Origin of the sequence: Sphingomonas oleivorans, assembly GCF_003050615.1 — a bacterium.
Classification (GTDB): domain Bacteria; phylum Pseudomonadota; class Alphaproteobacteria; order Sphingomonadales; family Sphingomonadaceae; genus Sphingomonas_H; species Sphingomonas_H oleivorans.
In genome coordinates this window covers 954,822-967,824 of sequence record NZ_NWBU01000004.1, presented here as the reverse complement: position 1 = coordinate 967,824, position 13,003 = coordinate 954,822, and the positions used below count along the sequence as shown (strand labels likewise).

Genomic DNA, 13,003 nt, shown 5'->3' with positions numbered 1-13,003 from the left:
AGGCCATCATGTTCGACATCTGGCAAAGTATCGCCGCCGATTTCGCGAATCTCGGTTCCCCTTCGGCGATTGCGGCATTCGGCCAGGTGCTGATGATCGACGTGATGCTGGCGGGCGACAATGCCATCGTCGTCGGCGCGCTGGCGGCTGGATTGCCGGCGGTCCAGCGCCGCAAAGTGATCCTGATCGGCATAATTGCTGCGCTCGTGCTGCGCATCATATTCGCGCTGCTCGTCTCTCAATTGCTGCAGATCGTAGGCCTCGTCTTCGCCGGCGGGCTGCTGCTGCTATGGGTTTCCTGGAAAATGTATCGCGAGCTGCATCCCGCCGAGACCGCGGGGGGATCGCCTGAGGTGGAAGGCGACGAATATTCCGGCGTTGCCCCTGCCAAGAGCTTCGCCCAGGCCGCCTGGGCGGTCGCAGTGGCCGATGTCAGCATGAGCCTGGACAATGTGCTCGCGGTCGCCGGTGCCGCGCGCGAGCATCCCGGCATATTGGTGGTGGGCCTGATCCTGTCGGTCGCGCTGATGGGCGTGGCGGCGAACCTGCTCGCCAAGGTGATCGAGCGCCATCGCTGGATCGCCTATGTCGGCCTGATCGTGATCCTCTATGTCGCGGGCAAGATGATCTATGACGGCATCGTCAATCCGGAAGTGGGCCTGCTGAGGCTCGTCGGCTAAAGCGTTTTCAAGTCAGGCGGAATCGCCTGACGGCTCGGAAAATGCGGGAAACAAAGGAGAATTAGAGCATGTCGTGATTAGATCTAATCACGACATGCTCTAAGCGAAGCGGCCTCAGGGCAGCAGGATGGTCGAGCCGGTCGTCCTGCGCGCTGCCAGCGCTTCCTGGGCCTGGGCGGCCTCGGCGAGCGGAAAATCCTGTCCTATGCCGATCTTTACCGCCCCGCTAGCGATGACCTGGAACAGCCGGTCGGCCGCCGCAAGCCGGTCGGCGCGCGTCGCGACATAATGGGCCAGCGTCGGCCGCGTGAGGAAGATCGATCCGGCCTTGGTGAGTTCCAGTGGCGAAACGGGCGGAACGGGCCCCGAGGCATTGCCATAGCTTATCAACAGCCCGAGCGTCGCGGCCGAGCCGAGCGAAGCCTGCCAGCTTGCCGCGCCGACGCCATCATAGACGACGTCCACGCCGCGCCCGTCCGTCAGCTCGCGCACAGTGGCAGCCAGATCATCGAAGGGACAGGAAAGCGCATGGTCCGCGCCCAGCGCCTTGGCCTGTTCCGCCTTGGCAGCCGTCCCGGCATGGGCGATCACGGTTACGCCGAGATGCTTCAGCCACTGGACGAGGATCGAGCCGACGCCGCCCGTTGCGGCATGGACCAGCGCCGTCTGCCCCGCCTGGATGCGGCTGCAGCGCCCGACCAGATAGTCGGCGGTGAGCCCCTTCAGCATCGCCGCGGCAGCGGTTCGATCGTCGATCGCATCGGGCAGGGGAACGAGCTGCTCGGCAGGTAATGCCCGTACCGTCGTATAGGCGCCGAGCGGGCCGCCGGCATAGGCGACGCGCTGGCCGGGCGCGAGATCGCTCACGCCTTCACCCACCGCTTCGATCACGCCTGCCGCTTCGGTGCCGAGGCCGCTCGGCAGCGATGCGGGATAGAGGCCCTTGCGATAATAGATATCGATGAAGTTGAGGCCGACGGCAGTGTGACGGACCATGGCTTCACCCGGGCCGGGCAGGGGAGGCATTTCGATCGCCTCGCGCTCGATCACCTCGGGTCCGCCGGTGCGGCGGAAGATCAGGCGGAAATCGTCGGCCATGTGGGGATCCTCAGGCGAGATGTTCGGCGAAGAAGGCGCGGGTGCGGCTGTCGGCCAATTCGGCCGCAGCATCGTTGCGGCGCTTGCCCGTCTCGGTCGCGAAGCCATGATCGACGCCGGGATATTCGTGGATGATGACATGGGCGTTGTCGTCCAGCGCCGCATGGATGATCGCCAGCTGCTCGGGCGGGATGAAGCCATCCTGGCCGGCAAAGTGCAGCATCAGCGGATTGGCAATGGCATGCGCCTCGCGGATCGCCTCCGCTATTCTCGCGCCATAATAGCCGACGCTGGCATCGACATCGGTGCGCGTCGCGCTGAGATAGGCCATGCGGCCGCCCATACAGTAGCCGACGATGCCGACCTTGCCGCCGCCGACACGCTTGCGCGCGACGCGGATCACCGCCTCGATATCCTGAACGCCTTTGTCTGCATCAAAATTTGTACGAATATCAAAGGCTTGGTTCATTTCCTCCGGAACGTCCGGATCGAGGCTGAGGCCGGGGGCGAAGCGCCAGAACATGTCGGGCGCGAGCGCGAGATAGCCTTCCTTCGCCCATTTGTCCGCCTTGGCGCGGATACCTGGATTGACCCCGAAAATCTCCTGGATCACGATGATCGCCGCCTTGGGCGTGCCCTCCGGCTCGGCAATATAAGTGGCGAAGCTGCCGCTGCCGTCGAGCGCCGCAATGTCGATCGTCGTGCCCATAAACTCAGTCTCCCATCCGTTCATGGCCGATCAGCCATATTTTCGTGTCTATCCCCTGGCCCGCCGAATAATTGCCTATGCCGTTGCTCGCGACGATGCGATGGCAAGGGACGATGATCGGCAGGGGATTGCGGCGGCAGGCCTGGCCGATGGCTCGCGGTCCGGAGCCGGCGATGCGTGCCACCGCGCCATAGCTCATCGTTTGGCCATAGGGGATGGCGATCAGCGCATCGCGCAGCGCCGCCCCGCGCTCCGTGGCGCAAGGGACGAGCGGCAGATCGAAATGCCGCAGCCGCCCGGCGAAATAGGCGTCGATCTGCGCCGCGGCTTCGCGCAGCAGCAGATCCGGACTATCCTCGCCTGGTGGAGCCCCGATCCGGATTGCGCTCAGCCTGTCCCGCTCGGCGACGAGCAGGATCGGGCCGATGGGAGATACGATGCGGATCTGTGCCATGGACGCTTCCTCGCTTAGGCTTTACCAATCGGAAGCGAGATTGCTCAAGAGAGGATGGTGGGCATGAAAGTCACGGTCGATGTCGATTGCACGCCCGAGGAAGCCCGCCGTTTCATGGGTCTTCCCGACATGGCGCCGATCCACGACATCTATCTCGACAAGCTGAAGCGCACGATCGACGAAGGTATCACGCCCGATTCCATCGAGAAGCTGATGCGGAGCTGGGCGCCGATGGGCGAGGCCGGCATGAACATCTGGCGGCAGGTGATCGAGCAGATGACCGGCCTTTCGAAGACGTGACCCTGAAGCGCTCCGCGCCGGGAGGCTTCGGCGATGCGGGCGATACGATCTTCGCGCTTTCGAGTGGCCAGCCCCCAGCGGCCGTCGCCATCGTGCGGATCAGCGGTGCGGCCGCAAGCGATGCGCTCGCGGCACTTGCGGGGAGGGTGCCGCCGCCGCGCCGGGCGAGCCTTGCCCGGTTGCGCGATCCTGCGGACGGGGCGCTGCTCGATCAGGCGCTGATCCTCTGGTTTCCGGGGCCGGCGACTGCGACCGGCGAGGATCTTGCGGAGCTCCATCTCCATGGCGGCCGATCGGTGGTGGCGGCCGTGCTTGCCGCGCTCGGCCGGCTGGAAGGGCTACGCCCGGCGGTTGCGGGCGAATTTACCCGCCGCGCTTTCGCCAATGGTCGGATCGATCTCGCCGAGGCGGAGGGGCTGGCGGATCTGCTCGCCGCCGAGACGGAGACGCAGCGGCGCAATGCGCTGGCGCTGGCGGAAGGGGGCCTTAGCCGTGCGGTCGAGGGATGGCGGATGCGACTGCTCGATGCCTCTGCGCGGATCGAGGCGATGCTCGACTTTGCCGATGAAGATGATGTGCGCGAGGAAGAGGATATGGTGCGTCGCACCATCCTCGACTTGGCGGAGGAGCTGGCGGGGCGTCTTGCCCAGCCGCCGGCGGAGCGGCTGCGCGACGGTATAAGGGTAGTGCTTGCGGGATCGCCCAATGCGGGCAAGTCGACGCTGTTCAACGCGCTGGTCGAGCGTGAGGCGGCAATCACCTCGCCGATCGCGGGCACGACCCGCGATATCATCGAGGCGCCGGTCGCGATCGGCGGCACGGCCTTCCTGCTGATCGACACGGCGGGCCTGCGTGAGGGCGAGGAGGAGATTGAGCGGATCGGCGTCGATCGCGCCCGTGCCGCGCTCCTGTCCGCCGACATCCTATTGTGGCTCGATGATCCGCAGGCTTGCCCCGATCGCGGTCGGGCGATCATCGTCCATCCGCGCGCCGACGAGCCGGGCAGGGAAGGGGCACCGGCCGGCGCGGACATATCGGTTTCCGCGCGCAGCGGCATGGGCATGACGCGGCTCGGCGAGATGCTGCGCGAGCGCGCCGCCGCGCTGTTGCCACGCGAAGATATGGTGGCGCTCAATCGGCGCCAGCGCGAGGCTCTGGCGGAATGCGTCGAGGCATTGGCGCTGCTACGCGGGACGGAGGACATGATCCTATGGGGTGAGGCGCTGCGCCTTGCCCGGAGCGCGCTCGATCGACTTACCGGACGGGCGGGCGTGGAGGATATGCTCGACCGGCTGTTCGGCGCATTTTGCATCGGCAAATGACATGTTCCACGTGGAACGCTTTTGACTTGAATCCGGCCGAAGGCTAGGGCGCGACAATGGATCAGTCGCGCTTTGATGTGATCGTCGTCGGCGGTGGCCATGCCGGATGCGAAGCCGCCGCTGCGGCCGCGCGCCTTGGCGCGAGCGTCGCACTGGTCAGCATGCGGCGCGACATGATCGGCGCCATGTCCTGCAATCCGGCGATCGGCGGGCTCGGCAAGGGCCATCTCGTCCGCGAGGTCGATGCCTTTGACGGGCTGATCGCGCGCGCCGCGGATCATGCCGCAATCCATTATCGCATGCTCAATCGCAGCAAGGGGCCGGCGGTGCAGGGGCCGCGCGTCCAGGCGGACCGGCGGCGCTATCGCGCGGCGATCCATGATCTGCTCGACGCACAGCCCGGCCTTTCGATCGTCGAAGCATCGGCCGAGGCGCTGCTGTTCGACGGGCAGGAACGCAGGATCGCGGGGCTGATGCTCGGCAGCGGGCGCGCGCTGCATGCGGGCGCGGTGGTGCTCGCGACCGGCACCTTCCTAAACGGCAAGCTCCATTTCGGGCTCGACTGCCGCACGGGCGGGCGGATCGGCGAGGGCGCTGCGATTGGCATGGCGGAGCAGCTTCGCGCGCTGGGCCTGCCGATCGCGCGGCTCAAGACGGGCACGCCGCCCCGACTCGACGGGTGCAGCATCGATTGGGCCGCGCTCGAGCGGCAGGAATCCGACAGCGAGATTTGGAGCTTCTCCGCGCTGGGTCCCGGCCGGGTGGCGCCGCAGCTTTTCTGCGCGATCACCCGCACCAACCAGCGCACCCATGATCTGATCCGTGCCGGGCTCGATCGCTCGCCGCTCTTCTCCGGCGCGATCGAGGGAAGGGGGCCGCGCTATTGCCCATCGATCGAGGATAAGGTCGTCCGCTTCGGGGATCGGGATGGCCATCAGGTCTTTCTCGAGCCCGAGGGTCTGGACGATAGCACCATCTATCCCAACGGCATCTCGACCTCGCTGCCGCTCGATGTGCAGGCGGCGATGATCGCCTCCATGCCAGGGTTGGAGCGCGCGCGCATCGTCCAGCCCGGCTATGCCGTCGAATATGATCATATCGATCCGCGCGCGCTGGAGAGCACGCTCGCCGTGCGCGACGTGCCCGGTCTTTACTGCGCCGGGCAGATCAACGGCACGACCGGCTATGAGGAGGCCGCCGCCCAGGGCCTCGTCGCCGGGCTCAATGCAGCGGCGCATGCTGGGAACCGCGCACCGATCCTCTTCGATCGATCCGAAAGCTATATCGGCGTGATGATCGATGACCTCACGCTGCAGGGCGTGACCGAGCCATATCGCATGCTCACTGCCCGGGCCGAATATCGCCTCCGCCTTCGCGCCGACAATGCGATGACCCGGCTTTCGGGACAGGCCGCGGCTGTGGGCGCGCTTGGTGCGGAGCGCGCGGCATTGCATCGCGAGCGCGAGCGTGCGCGTGGCCAGGCGATGGAGATGCTTTCGATGCGCGTGACGCTAGACGCGCTGGTCGCGGTCGGGGCGAGGCTTTCGACCGGGGGAGGGGAGCGGCGCAGCCTGTTCGACTGGCTCCGCTTCGCCGAAGTGGGTGAGGAGCATCTGTTGCGCATCGCGCCGGGCCTCGCCGCCATCCCGGCCGAGCTGCGCGAGGAGATTATCAGTGACGGCCGCTATGCGCCCTATCTCGCACGGCAGGAGGCGGAGATTGCGCGCATCCGCGCCGATGAGGCGGTCGATCTCTCGCATATCGAAGATTATTCGTCGGTCGGCGGCCTTTCCAACGAGATGGTCGAGCGGCTCGATAAGGCCCGGCCGCAGACCCTCGCGGCAGCCGCGCGCGTGCGCGGCATTACGCCCGCTGCGCTCGCGGCGATCCTTGTCCAGGCGCGACGTCGCGCGGCATGACGGAAGATGAGGCACAGGCGTGGCTGCGGGATCGTCTCGCTGTTCCACGTGAAACAATGGAGCGGCTGGAGGCGTTCATCGCTTTCCTCCTCGCCGAGGCGCGGCATCAGAATCTCATCTCGGAATCGACCATCCCCAATATCTGGGCGCGGCATATCGTCGATTCGGCTCAGCTTCTTCCGCTCGCCGTGTCCGTCCATCATGACTGGCTCGATCTTGGATCGGGCGCGGGTTTTCCAGGACTGGTCGTCGCCACGCTGGACGATCGGCGCATGACCTTGGTGGAATCCCGCGCCAAGCGCATCGCCTTCCTTCGCGCCGCTGCGGAGCAGCTCGGAATTGCCGCTCGCACGCGCGTTCAGGGCACGCGGGTCGAGATGATGGGCGATGCGAAGTTCGACGTGATCAGCGCCCGGGCCTTCGCGCCGCTCGACAAGCTCTTCGCGCTGGCGGGGCGTTTTGCCACGCCCGACACATTATGGCTGCTCCCGAAGGGACGAAGTGCCGCCACGGAACTGGAAGCCGTGCGCCATTCATGGCAAGGTGATTTCCGGATCGAACCAAGCGTCACCGATCCGGATGCGGCGATCATCGTCGCGCGCAACGTCAGGCCGAAAGGAAGGCGATGATCCGCATAGCGGTCGCAAACCAAAAGGGTGGTGTCGGTAAGACGACCACCGCGATCAACCTGGCGACGGCGCTTGCCGCGTCGGGTTGGAAGGTGCTGTTGATCGACTTCGATCCGCAGGGAAATGCCTCGACCGGCCTCGGCGTCGAGCGCGCCACGCGGGATCGGTCCAGCTATGAGCTGCTCCTGGGCGAATGCACATTGGCCGAGGCAGCGATCGCGACGCGCGTGCCGCGGCTCGATATCGTCACCGCGACACAGGATCTGTCCGGTGCGGAGATTGAGCTGGTTGAACATGAGCGGCGGACGCATCGGCTGGACGCGGCGATTTCGAATATGCCGGTGGGCCGCTGGGACATTTGCCTGATCGATTGCCCGCCCTCGCTGGGGCTGCTGACGATCAATGCGCTGGTCGCGGCGCGCATGCTGCTCGTGCCGTTGCAATGTGAATTCTTCGCGCTCGAGGGGCTGAGCCAACTCCTCCAGACGATCGAGCGGGTGCGCGGCCGTTTCAATCCCGGCCTGTCGATCCTGGGCGTTGCGCTGACCATGTATGATCGGCGCAACCGCCTGTCGGAACAGGTGGCGCAGGATGTCCGCGCCTGCCTGGGCGATGCCGTGTTCGAGACGGTGATTCCACGCAATGTCCGCCTGTCCGAAGCGCCGAGCCATGGCGTGCCGGCGCTGATCTACGATCATCGCTGCCCCGGATCGGAAGCCTATATGGCGCTTGCCCGCGAGCTGATCGGGCGGCTGCCCAAGCCGGCGGAAGCGGCATGAGCGAGGCGGCGCGGCGGCGGCCGTCAGGGCTGGGCAGGGGGCTTTCCGCGCTGCTCGGCGATGTTTCACGTGAAGAGCCGATCGCCGAGGGCGGCAGCCGCTCGTCAGGCGTGCAGACCATTTCCGTTGCCGCGATCGCGCCGCATCCCGGCCAGCCGCGCCGCCATTTCGACGAGGGAGCGCTCGACGATCTCGCCAAGTCGATCGCCGCGCGCGGGCTGATTCAGCCGATCGTCGTGCGGCCGCATGGCAGCGGCTATCAGATCGTCGCGGGCGAGCGTCGCTGGCGCGCGGCGCAGCGCGCGCAGCTTCATGAAGTGCCTGCGATCGTTCGCGATTTCGATGAGGCGCAGACGCTGGAAGTGGCGCTGGTCGAAAATATCCAGCGCGAGGATCTGAACGCGATCGAAGAGGCGGAGGCCTATCAACGGCTGATCGGCGATTATGGCCATACGCAGGAGGAGCTGGGCAGGCTTGTCCACAAATCGCGCAGCCATATCGCCAATCTCATCCGCCTGCTCGATCTGCCCATGCCGGTGCGCATGGCGGTGGCGGACGGGCGGCTGGGCATGGGGCATGCCCGCGCGCTCGTCACGGCGGCCGATCCCGAGGCGCTGGCGCAGGAGGTGATCGATCGCGGCCTTTCGGTGCGTGATACGGAAAAGCTCGCCCGTGCGGCCAAGCCGGGCGGCGGCAAGCGCAAGCCGGAGATGGAATATAAGGGCGCCGGTGCCGATATCGAGGCGCTGGAACGGCAGCTGGGTGATCTTCTGGGGCTGAAGGTCAAGATCGCGCATGGGCCCGCGGGCGGCAGCGTGACGCTCGCTTATTCCTCGCTCGATCAGCTCGACATGATCTGCCAGCGGCTGAGCGGCGAGCCGATCTGACGGCTTTCATTGGGACGGATATTGGATCAAGCGCCGATCAGTGCGCGCGTCCAGAGGCCGTCCCGGCGGGCGTCGCCGGGCCATAGCGTATTGCGTCGTGAGGCCTGAAACGCTGCCTTCGCTACCCAGCCGAGCTTCGCAGCCTTGGACGTGACGACGCGCCTGTCCCAGGCGGCAGGACCGCGCGCTGCGACCTCGCGCGCGATATCGCCATAGATTCCGGCGGCGGCGAGCACGGCCCAGGCCGAGCGGAAGGAGAGGGCGGGAGTGCCGTGGCGCGCACTTGCCTCATAGCGGTCGGCACGTTCGGCCAGCCGCCTGCCGATCATCGCCAGCCGCTGCCGATAGGGTGGCTTCATCGCTTCGCCGGGCGGAATGTCGAACTCGGCGAGCCAGTCCTGGGGAATATAGCATCGCCCCGCCGCATCATCCTCGCTCATATCGCGCGCGATATTGGCGAGCTGGAATGCGATGCCGAGGTCGCAGGCGCGATCGAGCACTGGCGCGTCATCGGGCGATACACCCATGACGATCGCCATCATCACGCCGACGACCCCCGCCACATGGTAGCAATAGCGATAGAGATCGGCCTCATGCCTGGGCCGGAAGTCCGTGGCATCGAGTGCGAAACCACGGACGAGGTCGCGGGGCAGTTCATGCGGCATGCCCGTTTCGGCGACGACCAGCGCCAGCGCGTCAAATGCCGGATCGTCGGTCTTCTGGCCCGCCAGCGCCTGTTCGGTGAGGCTGCGAATCGTCGCCAGCCGGGCCATGGGATCGTCTACCGCGCTGCGCCCCATGCCCATCGTCTGGCCGTCCGCCAGATCATCGCAGGCGCGGCACCAGGCATAGAGCAGCCAGGCCTGCTCGCGCGTTTTCCGATCGAACAGCCGCGACGCCATCGCGAAGGATTTGGAGCCCCGCGCGATGCTTTGCTGCGCTGCAGCAACGAGTTCCGCACGATTCAGGCCGGCCGGGCTCACCGCTCCTTATGCCCGATCCATTTGCCCAGATCGGGTGGCTGATAATCGGCGAGGCGGGTCAGCAGCGCATCCACCTCATCTTCGACGAGCAGCATGTCGCGATGCTCCTGCCGCAGGAAGCCCTGCGCCACCACGCCGTCCAAGAAGGCGGCGAGGCTGTCATAGAAGCCGCCGATATTGAGCAGCGAGACCGGCTTGCCATGGTCGCCAAGCTGCGCCCATGTCCAGATCTCGAACATCTCCTCGAACGTGCCGATGCCGCCGGAAAGCGCGATGAAGCCGTCCGAAAGATCGGCCATGATGGCCTTGCGCTCATGCATGGAGGCGGTGATGTGAAATTGGTTGCAGCCATTATGCGCCAGCTCGCGATCGACCAGCGCCTGGGGCATCACGCCGATAACCTCGCCGCCCTCCAGCAGCGCCGCATCGGCAACGATGCCCATCAGGCCGACCGAGCCGCCGCCATAGACGAGGCCGATGCCATTGCGGGCAAGTGCGGTGCCGAGCTCACGCGCGGCATCGGCATGGATCGAATCGAAGCCGGGGCTCGATCCGCAGAAAACGCAAAGCCGCTTCACGAGGCGTACCGCAGATCGTTCAGCATCAGCGCGGCGGTCGCCTTGGCGGAGCCGACGACGCCGGGAATTCCTGCGCCGGGATGCGTGCCCGCGCCGACGAAATAGAGATTGGGGATGCTGTCGTCGCGATTATGGACGCGGAACCAGGCGGATTGGGTCAAAATAGGCTCCAGGCTGAAGGCCGATCCGAAATGCGCGCCCAGATCCTGCGCGAAATCGGTCGGCATATAATGAAAGCGGGTTACGATCCTGCTCCGTAGATCGGGGATGAGGCGTCTTTCCACCTCGTCGAGGATACGCTCGGCATAAATCGGGCCGACCGTCTCCCAATCGATCGGCAGCTTGCCGAGATGCGGCACGGGGGCGAGCGCATAGAAGGTCGAGCAGCCCTCCGGCGCCATGGACGGATCGCTCGCGGTCGGATGATGCAGATAGAGTGAGAAATCGCTGCTCAGCACGCCGCGATCATAAATGTCGCCGAGCAGCCCCTGATAGCGCGGGCCGAACAGGATCATATGATGCGGTATGCCCGGCCAGCGACCGCGTATTCCGAAATGGACGAGGAAGAGGGAGGGGGAGAAGCGCTTGTCCGCCAGCGCGCGGGCGGCGCGCTGCCCCCGCACATTATGGCCGAGCAGGTCGCGATAGCTGTGCATCACATCCGCATTGGAGGCGACCGCATCGAAATCCTCGCGCCAGCCGCTCGCCGTGCGGATGCCGGTCGCCCGGTTGCCCAGCGTCTCTATTTCCACCACCTTGTCGCCCAGGCGGATCGTGCCGCCCAGCCGCTCGAAATGGCGCGCCATGGCATCGACCAGCGCGTTGGTGCCGCCCTTGGCGAACCAGACACCACCCTGCTTTTCGAGCTTGTGGATCAGCGCATAGATGGCGCTGGTCGTCATCGGATTGCCGCCCACCAGCAGCGTATGGAAGCTGAGCGCCTGGCGCAGCTTCTCATTCCTCACATAGGAAGAGACGATCGAATAGACCGAGCGCCATGCCTGATAGCGGGCGAGCGCGGGTGTGGCGCGCAGCATCGATGCGAAATCGAGGAAGGCGACATGGCCGAGCTTCTCATAGCCCTCGGCATAGACACCCGCCGCATATTCGAGGAAGCGCGCATAGCCGGCGATATCCTGCGGATCGAGCTTGGCGATTTCGGCGCGGAGCTGCGCGTCATTGTCGGAATAATCGAAATTGGTGCCGTCCGGCCAGTTGAGCCGGTAGAAGGGCGTGACCGGCATCAGCGTCACATCCTGCGCCATCATCCGTCCGGACAGCGCCCATAGCTCGCGCAGGCAATCGGGATCGGTGATGACGGTGGGGCCCGCATCGAAGGTGAAGCCATCCCTCTGCCACATATAAGCGCGGCCGCCCGCCCGGTCGCGCGCCTCGATCAGCGTGGTCGCGATACCCGCCGATTGCAGCCGGATCGCGAGCGCCAGCCCGCCGAACCCGGCGCCTATCACCGCCGCCCTCTTCACGCCTCTTTCCCCATCATCGCCCCCAGCGCGCGCCCGATCGGCACGGGCGGCTTGCCGGCCAATATCCTCAGCCGGTCCAGCACCGTCGAGCGCGCAGCATAGAAGCGTCCAATCAGTCCCGCGTCCAGCCGGTAGAAGCGTTCGAGGACCTTGTAGCGCTCCATTGGTGCTGCAGCGCGGAACAGCATGCGATCGAGCAGGCGGTAGAAGCTGCGCTGGGCCCATGCGCGCCGCGCGAAGCCGTGCAGCGCATGATGCAGCGCATTGCCGGACAGATCATCGAGCAGCGTGACGAATGCTGCGATGCGCACCGCATCGGGAAGCGAATAGCCCGTCGTCGGGTGAAACAGGCCGGCGCGCATCCCGGCCTTCGCCGTCGCATCTCCACCGGAACGCCAATAGGCTTCGAAATCGCCGCTCATGGCGACGGGCAGAATGCCGCTTTCCTCACGCAGCATCGTTTCGATGGACCAGCCATGCTGCGCAGCATAAGCCTCGATCCGTTGGCCCAGCGTCGGTCCGTCCAGATCGGCATTGTCGCTATAATAAGTATCCTCGATGAACAGCCGATCGGCCGAGAAGGGGAGGCAATAGACGAAGCGATAGCCGTCCTGCTGGTCGACCGTCGCATCCATCACGATCGGTCGCGCCAGCCCATGCGGCCGGGCGAGTTGCAGTTCACGCCCGACGAATTTCTGCCAGCCCAGATCGAGCAGCGAAAGATCGCCTGTGCCGCGCGTATCGATCAAGGCGCGCGTGGCGATGCGCGTCCCGTCCTCCAGCGTCGCGCCGTTCGGCTGAACATCAGCGACGCGGTGGCCGGTGAGCAGCGATTCCGGCCCGAGCCGGGTGCGCAGCATCGTATCGAGCCGCTCGGATTCGATCGAATTATAGGCCGTATCGAGCGTCCGCCGGTGGCCGGGGAAGATCACGTCATAGCTCGGCCAGCGATGGCAGATCAGCGGCTCGACGATCCAGCGGTCATCCTCGTCGATATCGCTGTCGAAGAAGGACCAGATATGATTGCCGCCGAGCCGCTCCTCCGCCTCGACCAGCATCAGGCGCAGCCCCGGCCGCCGCGTGGCGAGCGCCAGCGCGATCAGTCCCCCGGCCAGCCCGCCGCCGATGATGGCAAGGTCGCAATCATGGTCCGATGTCATCCGGCACCACCCTACACATGT

Annotated in this window: 14 protein-coding genes; 7 read left to right on the top strand and 7 right to left on the bottom strand. The window is 65.9% G+C overall.

Annotated features, from left to right (window positions below; all coding sequences use genetic code 11):
* Positions 1 to 8: 8 nt before the first annotated feature.
* A complete protein-coding gene (locus tag CLG96_RS04855; RefSeq protein WP_107966652.1) occupies positions 9 to 680 on the top strand; it encodes a TerC family protein in 672 nt (223 codons plus the stop codon).
* 114 nt (positions 681 to 794) lie between these two features.
* On the opposite strand, the gene CLG96_RS04850 is transcribed toward CLG96_RS04855, so the two are convergent.
* The 3 genes from CLG96_RS04850 to CLG96_RS04840 are packed head-to-tail and all read right to left on the bottom strand — an operon-like array spanning position 795 to position 2,941.
* Positions 795 to 1,778 (bottom strand): quinone oxidoreductase family protein, encoded by a 984-nt coding sequence (locus CLG96_RS04850; RefSeq protein ID WP_107966651.1) that lies wholly within the window; start codon positions 1,776 to 1,778, stop codon positions 795 to 797.
* A gap of 10 nt (positions 1,779 to 1,788) precedes the next feature.
* Positions 1,789 to 2,487, bottom strand: a complete 699-nt coding sequence (locus CLG96_RS04845; protein WP_107966650.1) for a dienelactone hydrolase family protein — start codon at positions 2,485 to 2,487, stop codon at positions 1,789 to 1,791.
* 4 nt (positions 2,488 to 2,491) lie between these two features.
* Positions 2,492 to 2,941 (bottom strand): methylated-DNA--[protein]-cysteine S-methyltransferase, encoded by a 450-nt coding sequence (locus CLG96_RS04840; RefSeq protein WP_107966649.1) that lies wholly within the window; start codon positions 2,939 to 2,941, stop codon positions 2,492 to 2,494.
* A 63-nt stretch (positions 2,942 to 3,004) separates the two neighbouring features.
* Here CLG96_RS04840 and CLG96_RS04835 point away from each other — a divergent pair, with 63 nt between their 5' ends.
* The 6 genes from CLG96_RS04835 to CLG96_RS04810 are packed head-to-tail and all read left to right on the top strand — an operon-like array spanning position 3,005 to position 8,777.
* Positions 3,005 to 3,241, top strand: coding sequence for a DUF6489 family protein (locus tag CLG96_RS04835; RefSeq protein WP_107966853.1), 237 nt, complete (start codon positions 3,005 to 3,007; stop codon positions 3,239 to 3,241).
* Positions 3,238 to 4,563: a tRNA uridine-5-carboxymethylaminomethyl(34) synthesis GTPase MnmE gene (mnmE, locus tag CLG96_RS04830; RefSeq protein ID WP_243395610.1), complete on the top strand. Its 1,326-nt coding sequence runs from the start codon at positions 3,238 to 3,240 to the stop codon at positions 4,561 to 4,563. Before CLG96_RS04835 ends, mnmE begins: the two co-directional genes overlap by 4 nt.
* A gap of 56 nt (positions 4,564 to 4,619) precedes the next feature.
* Positions 4,620 to 6,482 carry a tRNA uridine-5-carboxymethylaminomethyl(34) synthesis enzyme MnmG gene (mnmG, locus tag CLG96_RS04825; protein WP_107966648.1) on the top strand — a complete coding sequence of 621 codons (1,863 nt, stop codon included), beginning with the start codon at positions 4,620 to 4,622 and terminating at the stop codon, positions 6,480 to 6,482.
* Positions 6,479 to 7,111 (top strand): 16S rRNA (guanine(527)-N(7))-methyltransferase RsmG, encoded by a 633-nt coding sequence (gene rsmG / locus CLG96_RS04820; protein WP_107966647.1) that lies wholly within the window; start codon positions 6,479 to 6,481, stop codon positions 7,109 to 7,111. Before mnmG ends, rsmG begins: the two co-directional genes overlap by 4 nt.
* The gene (locus CLG96_RS04815; RefSeq protein WP_107966646.1) at positions 7,108 to 7,890 is read left to right on the top strand and encodes a ParA family protein; all 783 of its coding nucleotides are present in this window, start codon (positions 7,108 to 7,110) and stop codon (positions 7,888 to 7,890) included. Before rsmG ends, CLG96_RS04815 begins: the two co-directional genes overlap by 4 nt.
* Positions 7,887 to 8,777, top strand: coding sequence for a ParB/RepB/Spo0J family partition protein (locus tag CLG96_RS04810; RefSeq protein WP_107966645.1), 891 nt, complete (start codon positions 7,887 to 7,889; stop codon positions 8,775 to 8,777). The genes CLG96_RS04815 and CLG96_RS04810 overlap by 4 nt, the downstream gene beginning before the upstream one ends.
* A 26-nt stretch (positions 8,778 to 8,803) precedes the next feature.
* Here CLG96_RS04810 and CLG96_RS04805 read toward each other — a convergent pair whose 3' ends face one another.
* From CLG96_RS04805 to crtY, 4 genes are read right to left on the bottom strand one after another with little or no spacing between them, the layout of a single operon-like run.
* A complete protein-coding gene (locus tag CLG96_RS04805) occupies positions 8,804 to 9,760 on the bottom strand; it encodes a phytoene/squalene synthase family protein (protein ID WP_243395609.1) in 957 nt (318 codons plus the stop codon).
* Positions 9,757 to 10,338, bottom strand: a complete 582-nt coding sequence (locus CLG96_RS04800) for an LOG family protein (protein WP_107966644.1) — start codon at positions 10,336 to 10,338, stop codon at positions 9,757 to 9,759. The genes CLG96_RS04805 and CLG96_RS04800 overlap by 4 nt, the downstream gene beginning before the upstream one ends.
* Complete coding sequence (locus CLG96_RS04795; RefSeq protein ID WP_107966643.1) at positions 10,335 to 11,822, bottom strand: phytoene desaturase; 1,488 nt, start codon at positions 11,820 to 11,822, stop codon at positions 10,335 to 10,337. The genes CLG96_RS04800 and CLG96_RS04795 overlap by 4 nt, the downstream gene beginning before the upstream one ends.
* Positions 11,819 to 12,982, bottom strand: coding sequence for a lycopene beta-cyclase CrtY (gene crtY, locus CLG96_RS04790; protein ID WP_107966642.1), 1,164 nt, complete (start codon positions 12,980 to 12,982; stop codon positions 11,819 to 11,821). The genes CLG96_RS04795 and crtY overlap by 4 nt, the downstream gene beginning before the upstream one ends.
* Positions 12,983 to 13,003: the final 21 nt, after the last annotated feature.

Excerpts from the sequence above, each read along its gene's own strand:
- CLG96_RS04845 (WP_107966650.1), bottom strand. The coding sequence starts at position 2,487 with ATGGGCACGACGATCGACATTGCGGCGCTCGACGGCAGCGGCAGCTTC.
- CLG96_RS04810 (WP_107966645.1), top strand. The coding sequence starts at position 7,887 with ATGAGCGAGGCGGCGCGGCGGCGGCCGTCAGGGCTGGGCAGGGGGCTT.
- crtY (WP_107966642.1), bottom strand. The coding sequence starts at position 12,982 with ATGACATCGGACCATGATTGCGACCTTGCCATCATCGGCGGCGGGCTG.
- CLG96_RS04835 (WP_107966853.1), top strand. The coding sequence starts at position 3,005 with ATGAAAGTCACGGTCGATGTCGATTGCACGCCCGAGGAAGCCCGCCGT.
- mnmG (WP_107966648.1), top strand. The coding sequence starts at position 4,620 with ATGGATCAGTCGCGCTTTGATGTGATCGTCGTCGGCGGTGGCCATGCC.
- CLG96_RS04855 (WP_107966652.1), top strand. The coding sequence starts at position 9 with ATGTTCGACATCTGGCAAAGTATCGCCGCCGATTTCGCGAATCTCGGT.
- rsmG (WP_107966647.1), top strand. The coding sequence starts at position 6,479 with ATGACGGAAGATGAGGCACAGGCGTGGCTGCGGGATCGTCTCGCTGTT.
- CLG96_RS04850 (WP_107966651.1), bottom strand. The coding sequence starts at position 1,778 with ATGGCCGACGATTTCCGCCTGATCTTCCGCCGCACCGGCGGACCCGAG.
- CLG96_RS04840 (WP_107966649.1), bottom strand. The coding sequence starts at position 2,941 with ATGGCACAGATCCGCATCGTATCTCCCATCGGCCCGATCCTGCTCGTC.
- CLG96_RS04815 (WP_107966646.1), top strand. The coding sequence starts at position 7,108 with ATGATCCGCATAGCGGTCGCAAACCAAAAGGGTGGTGTCGGTAAGACG.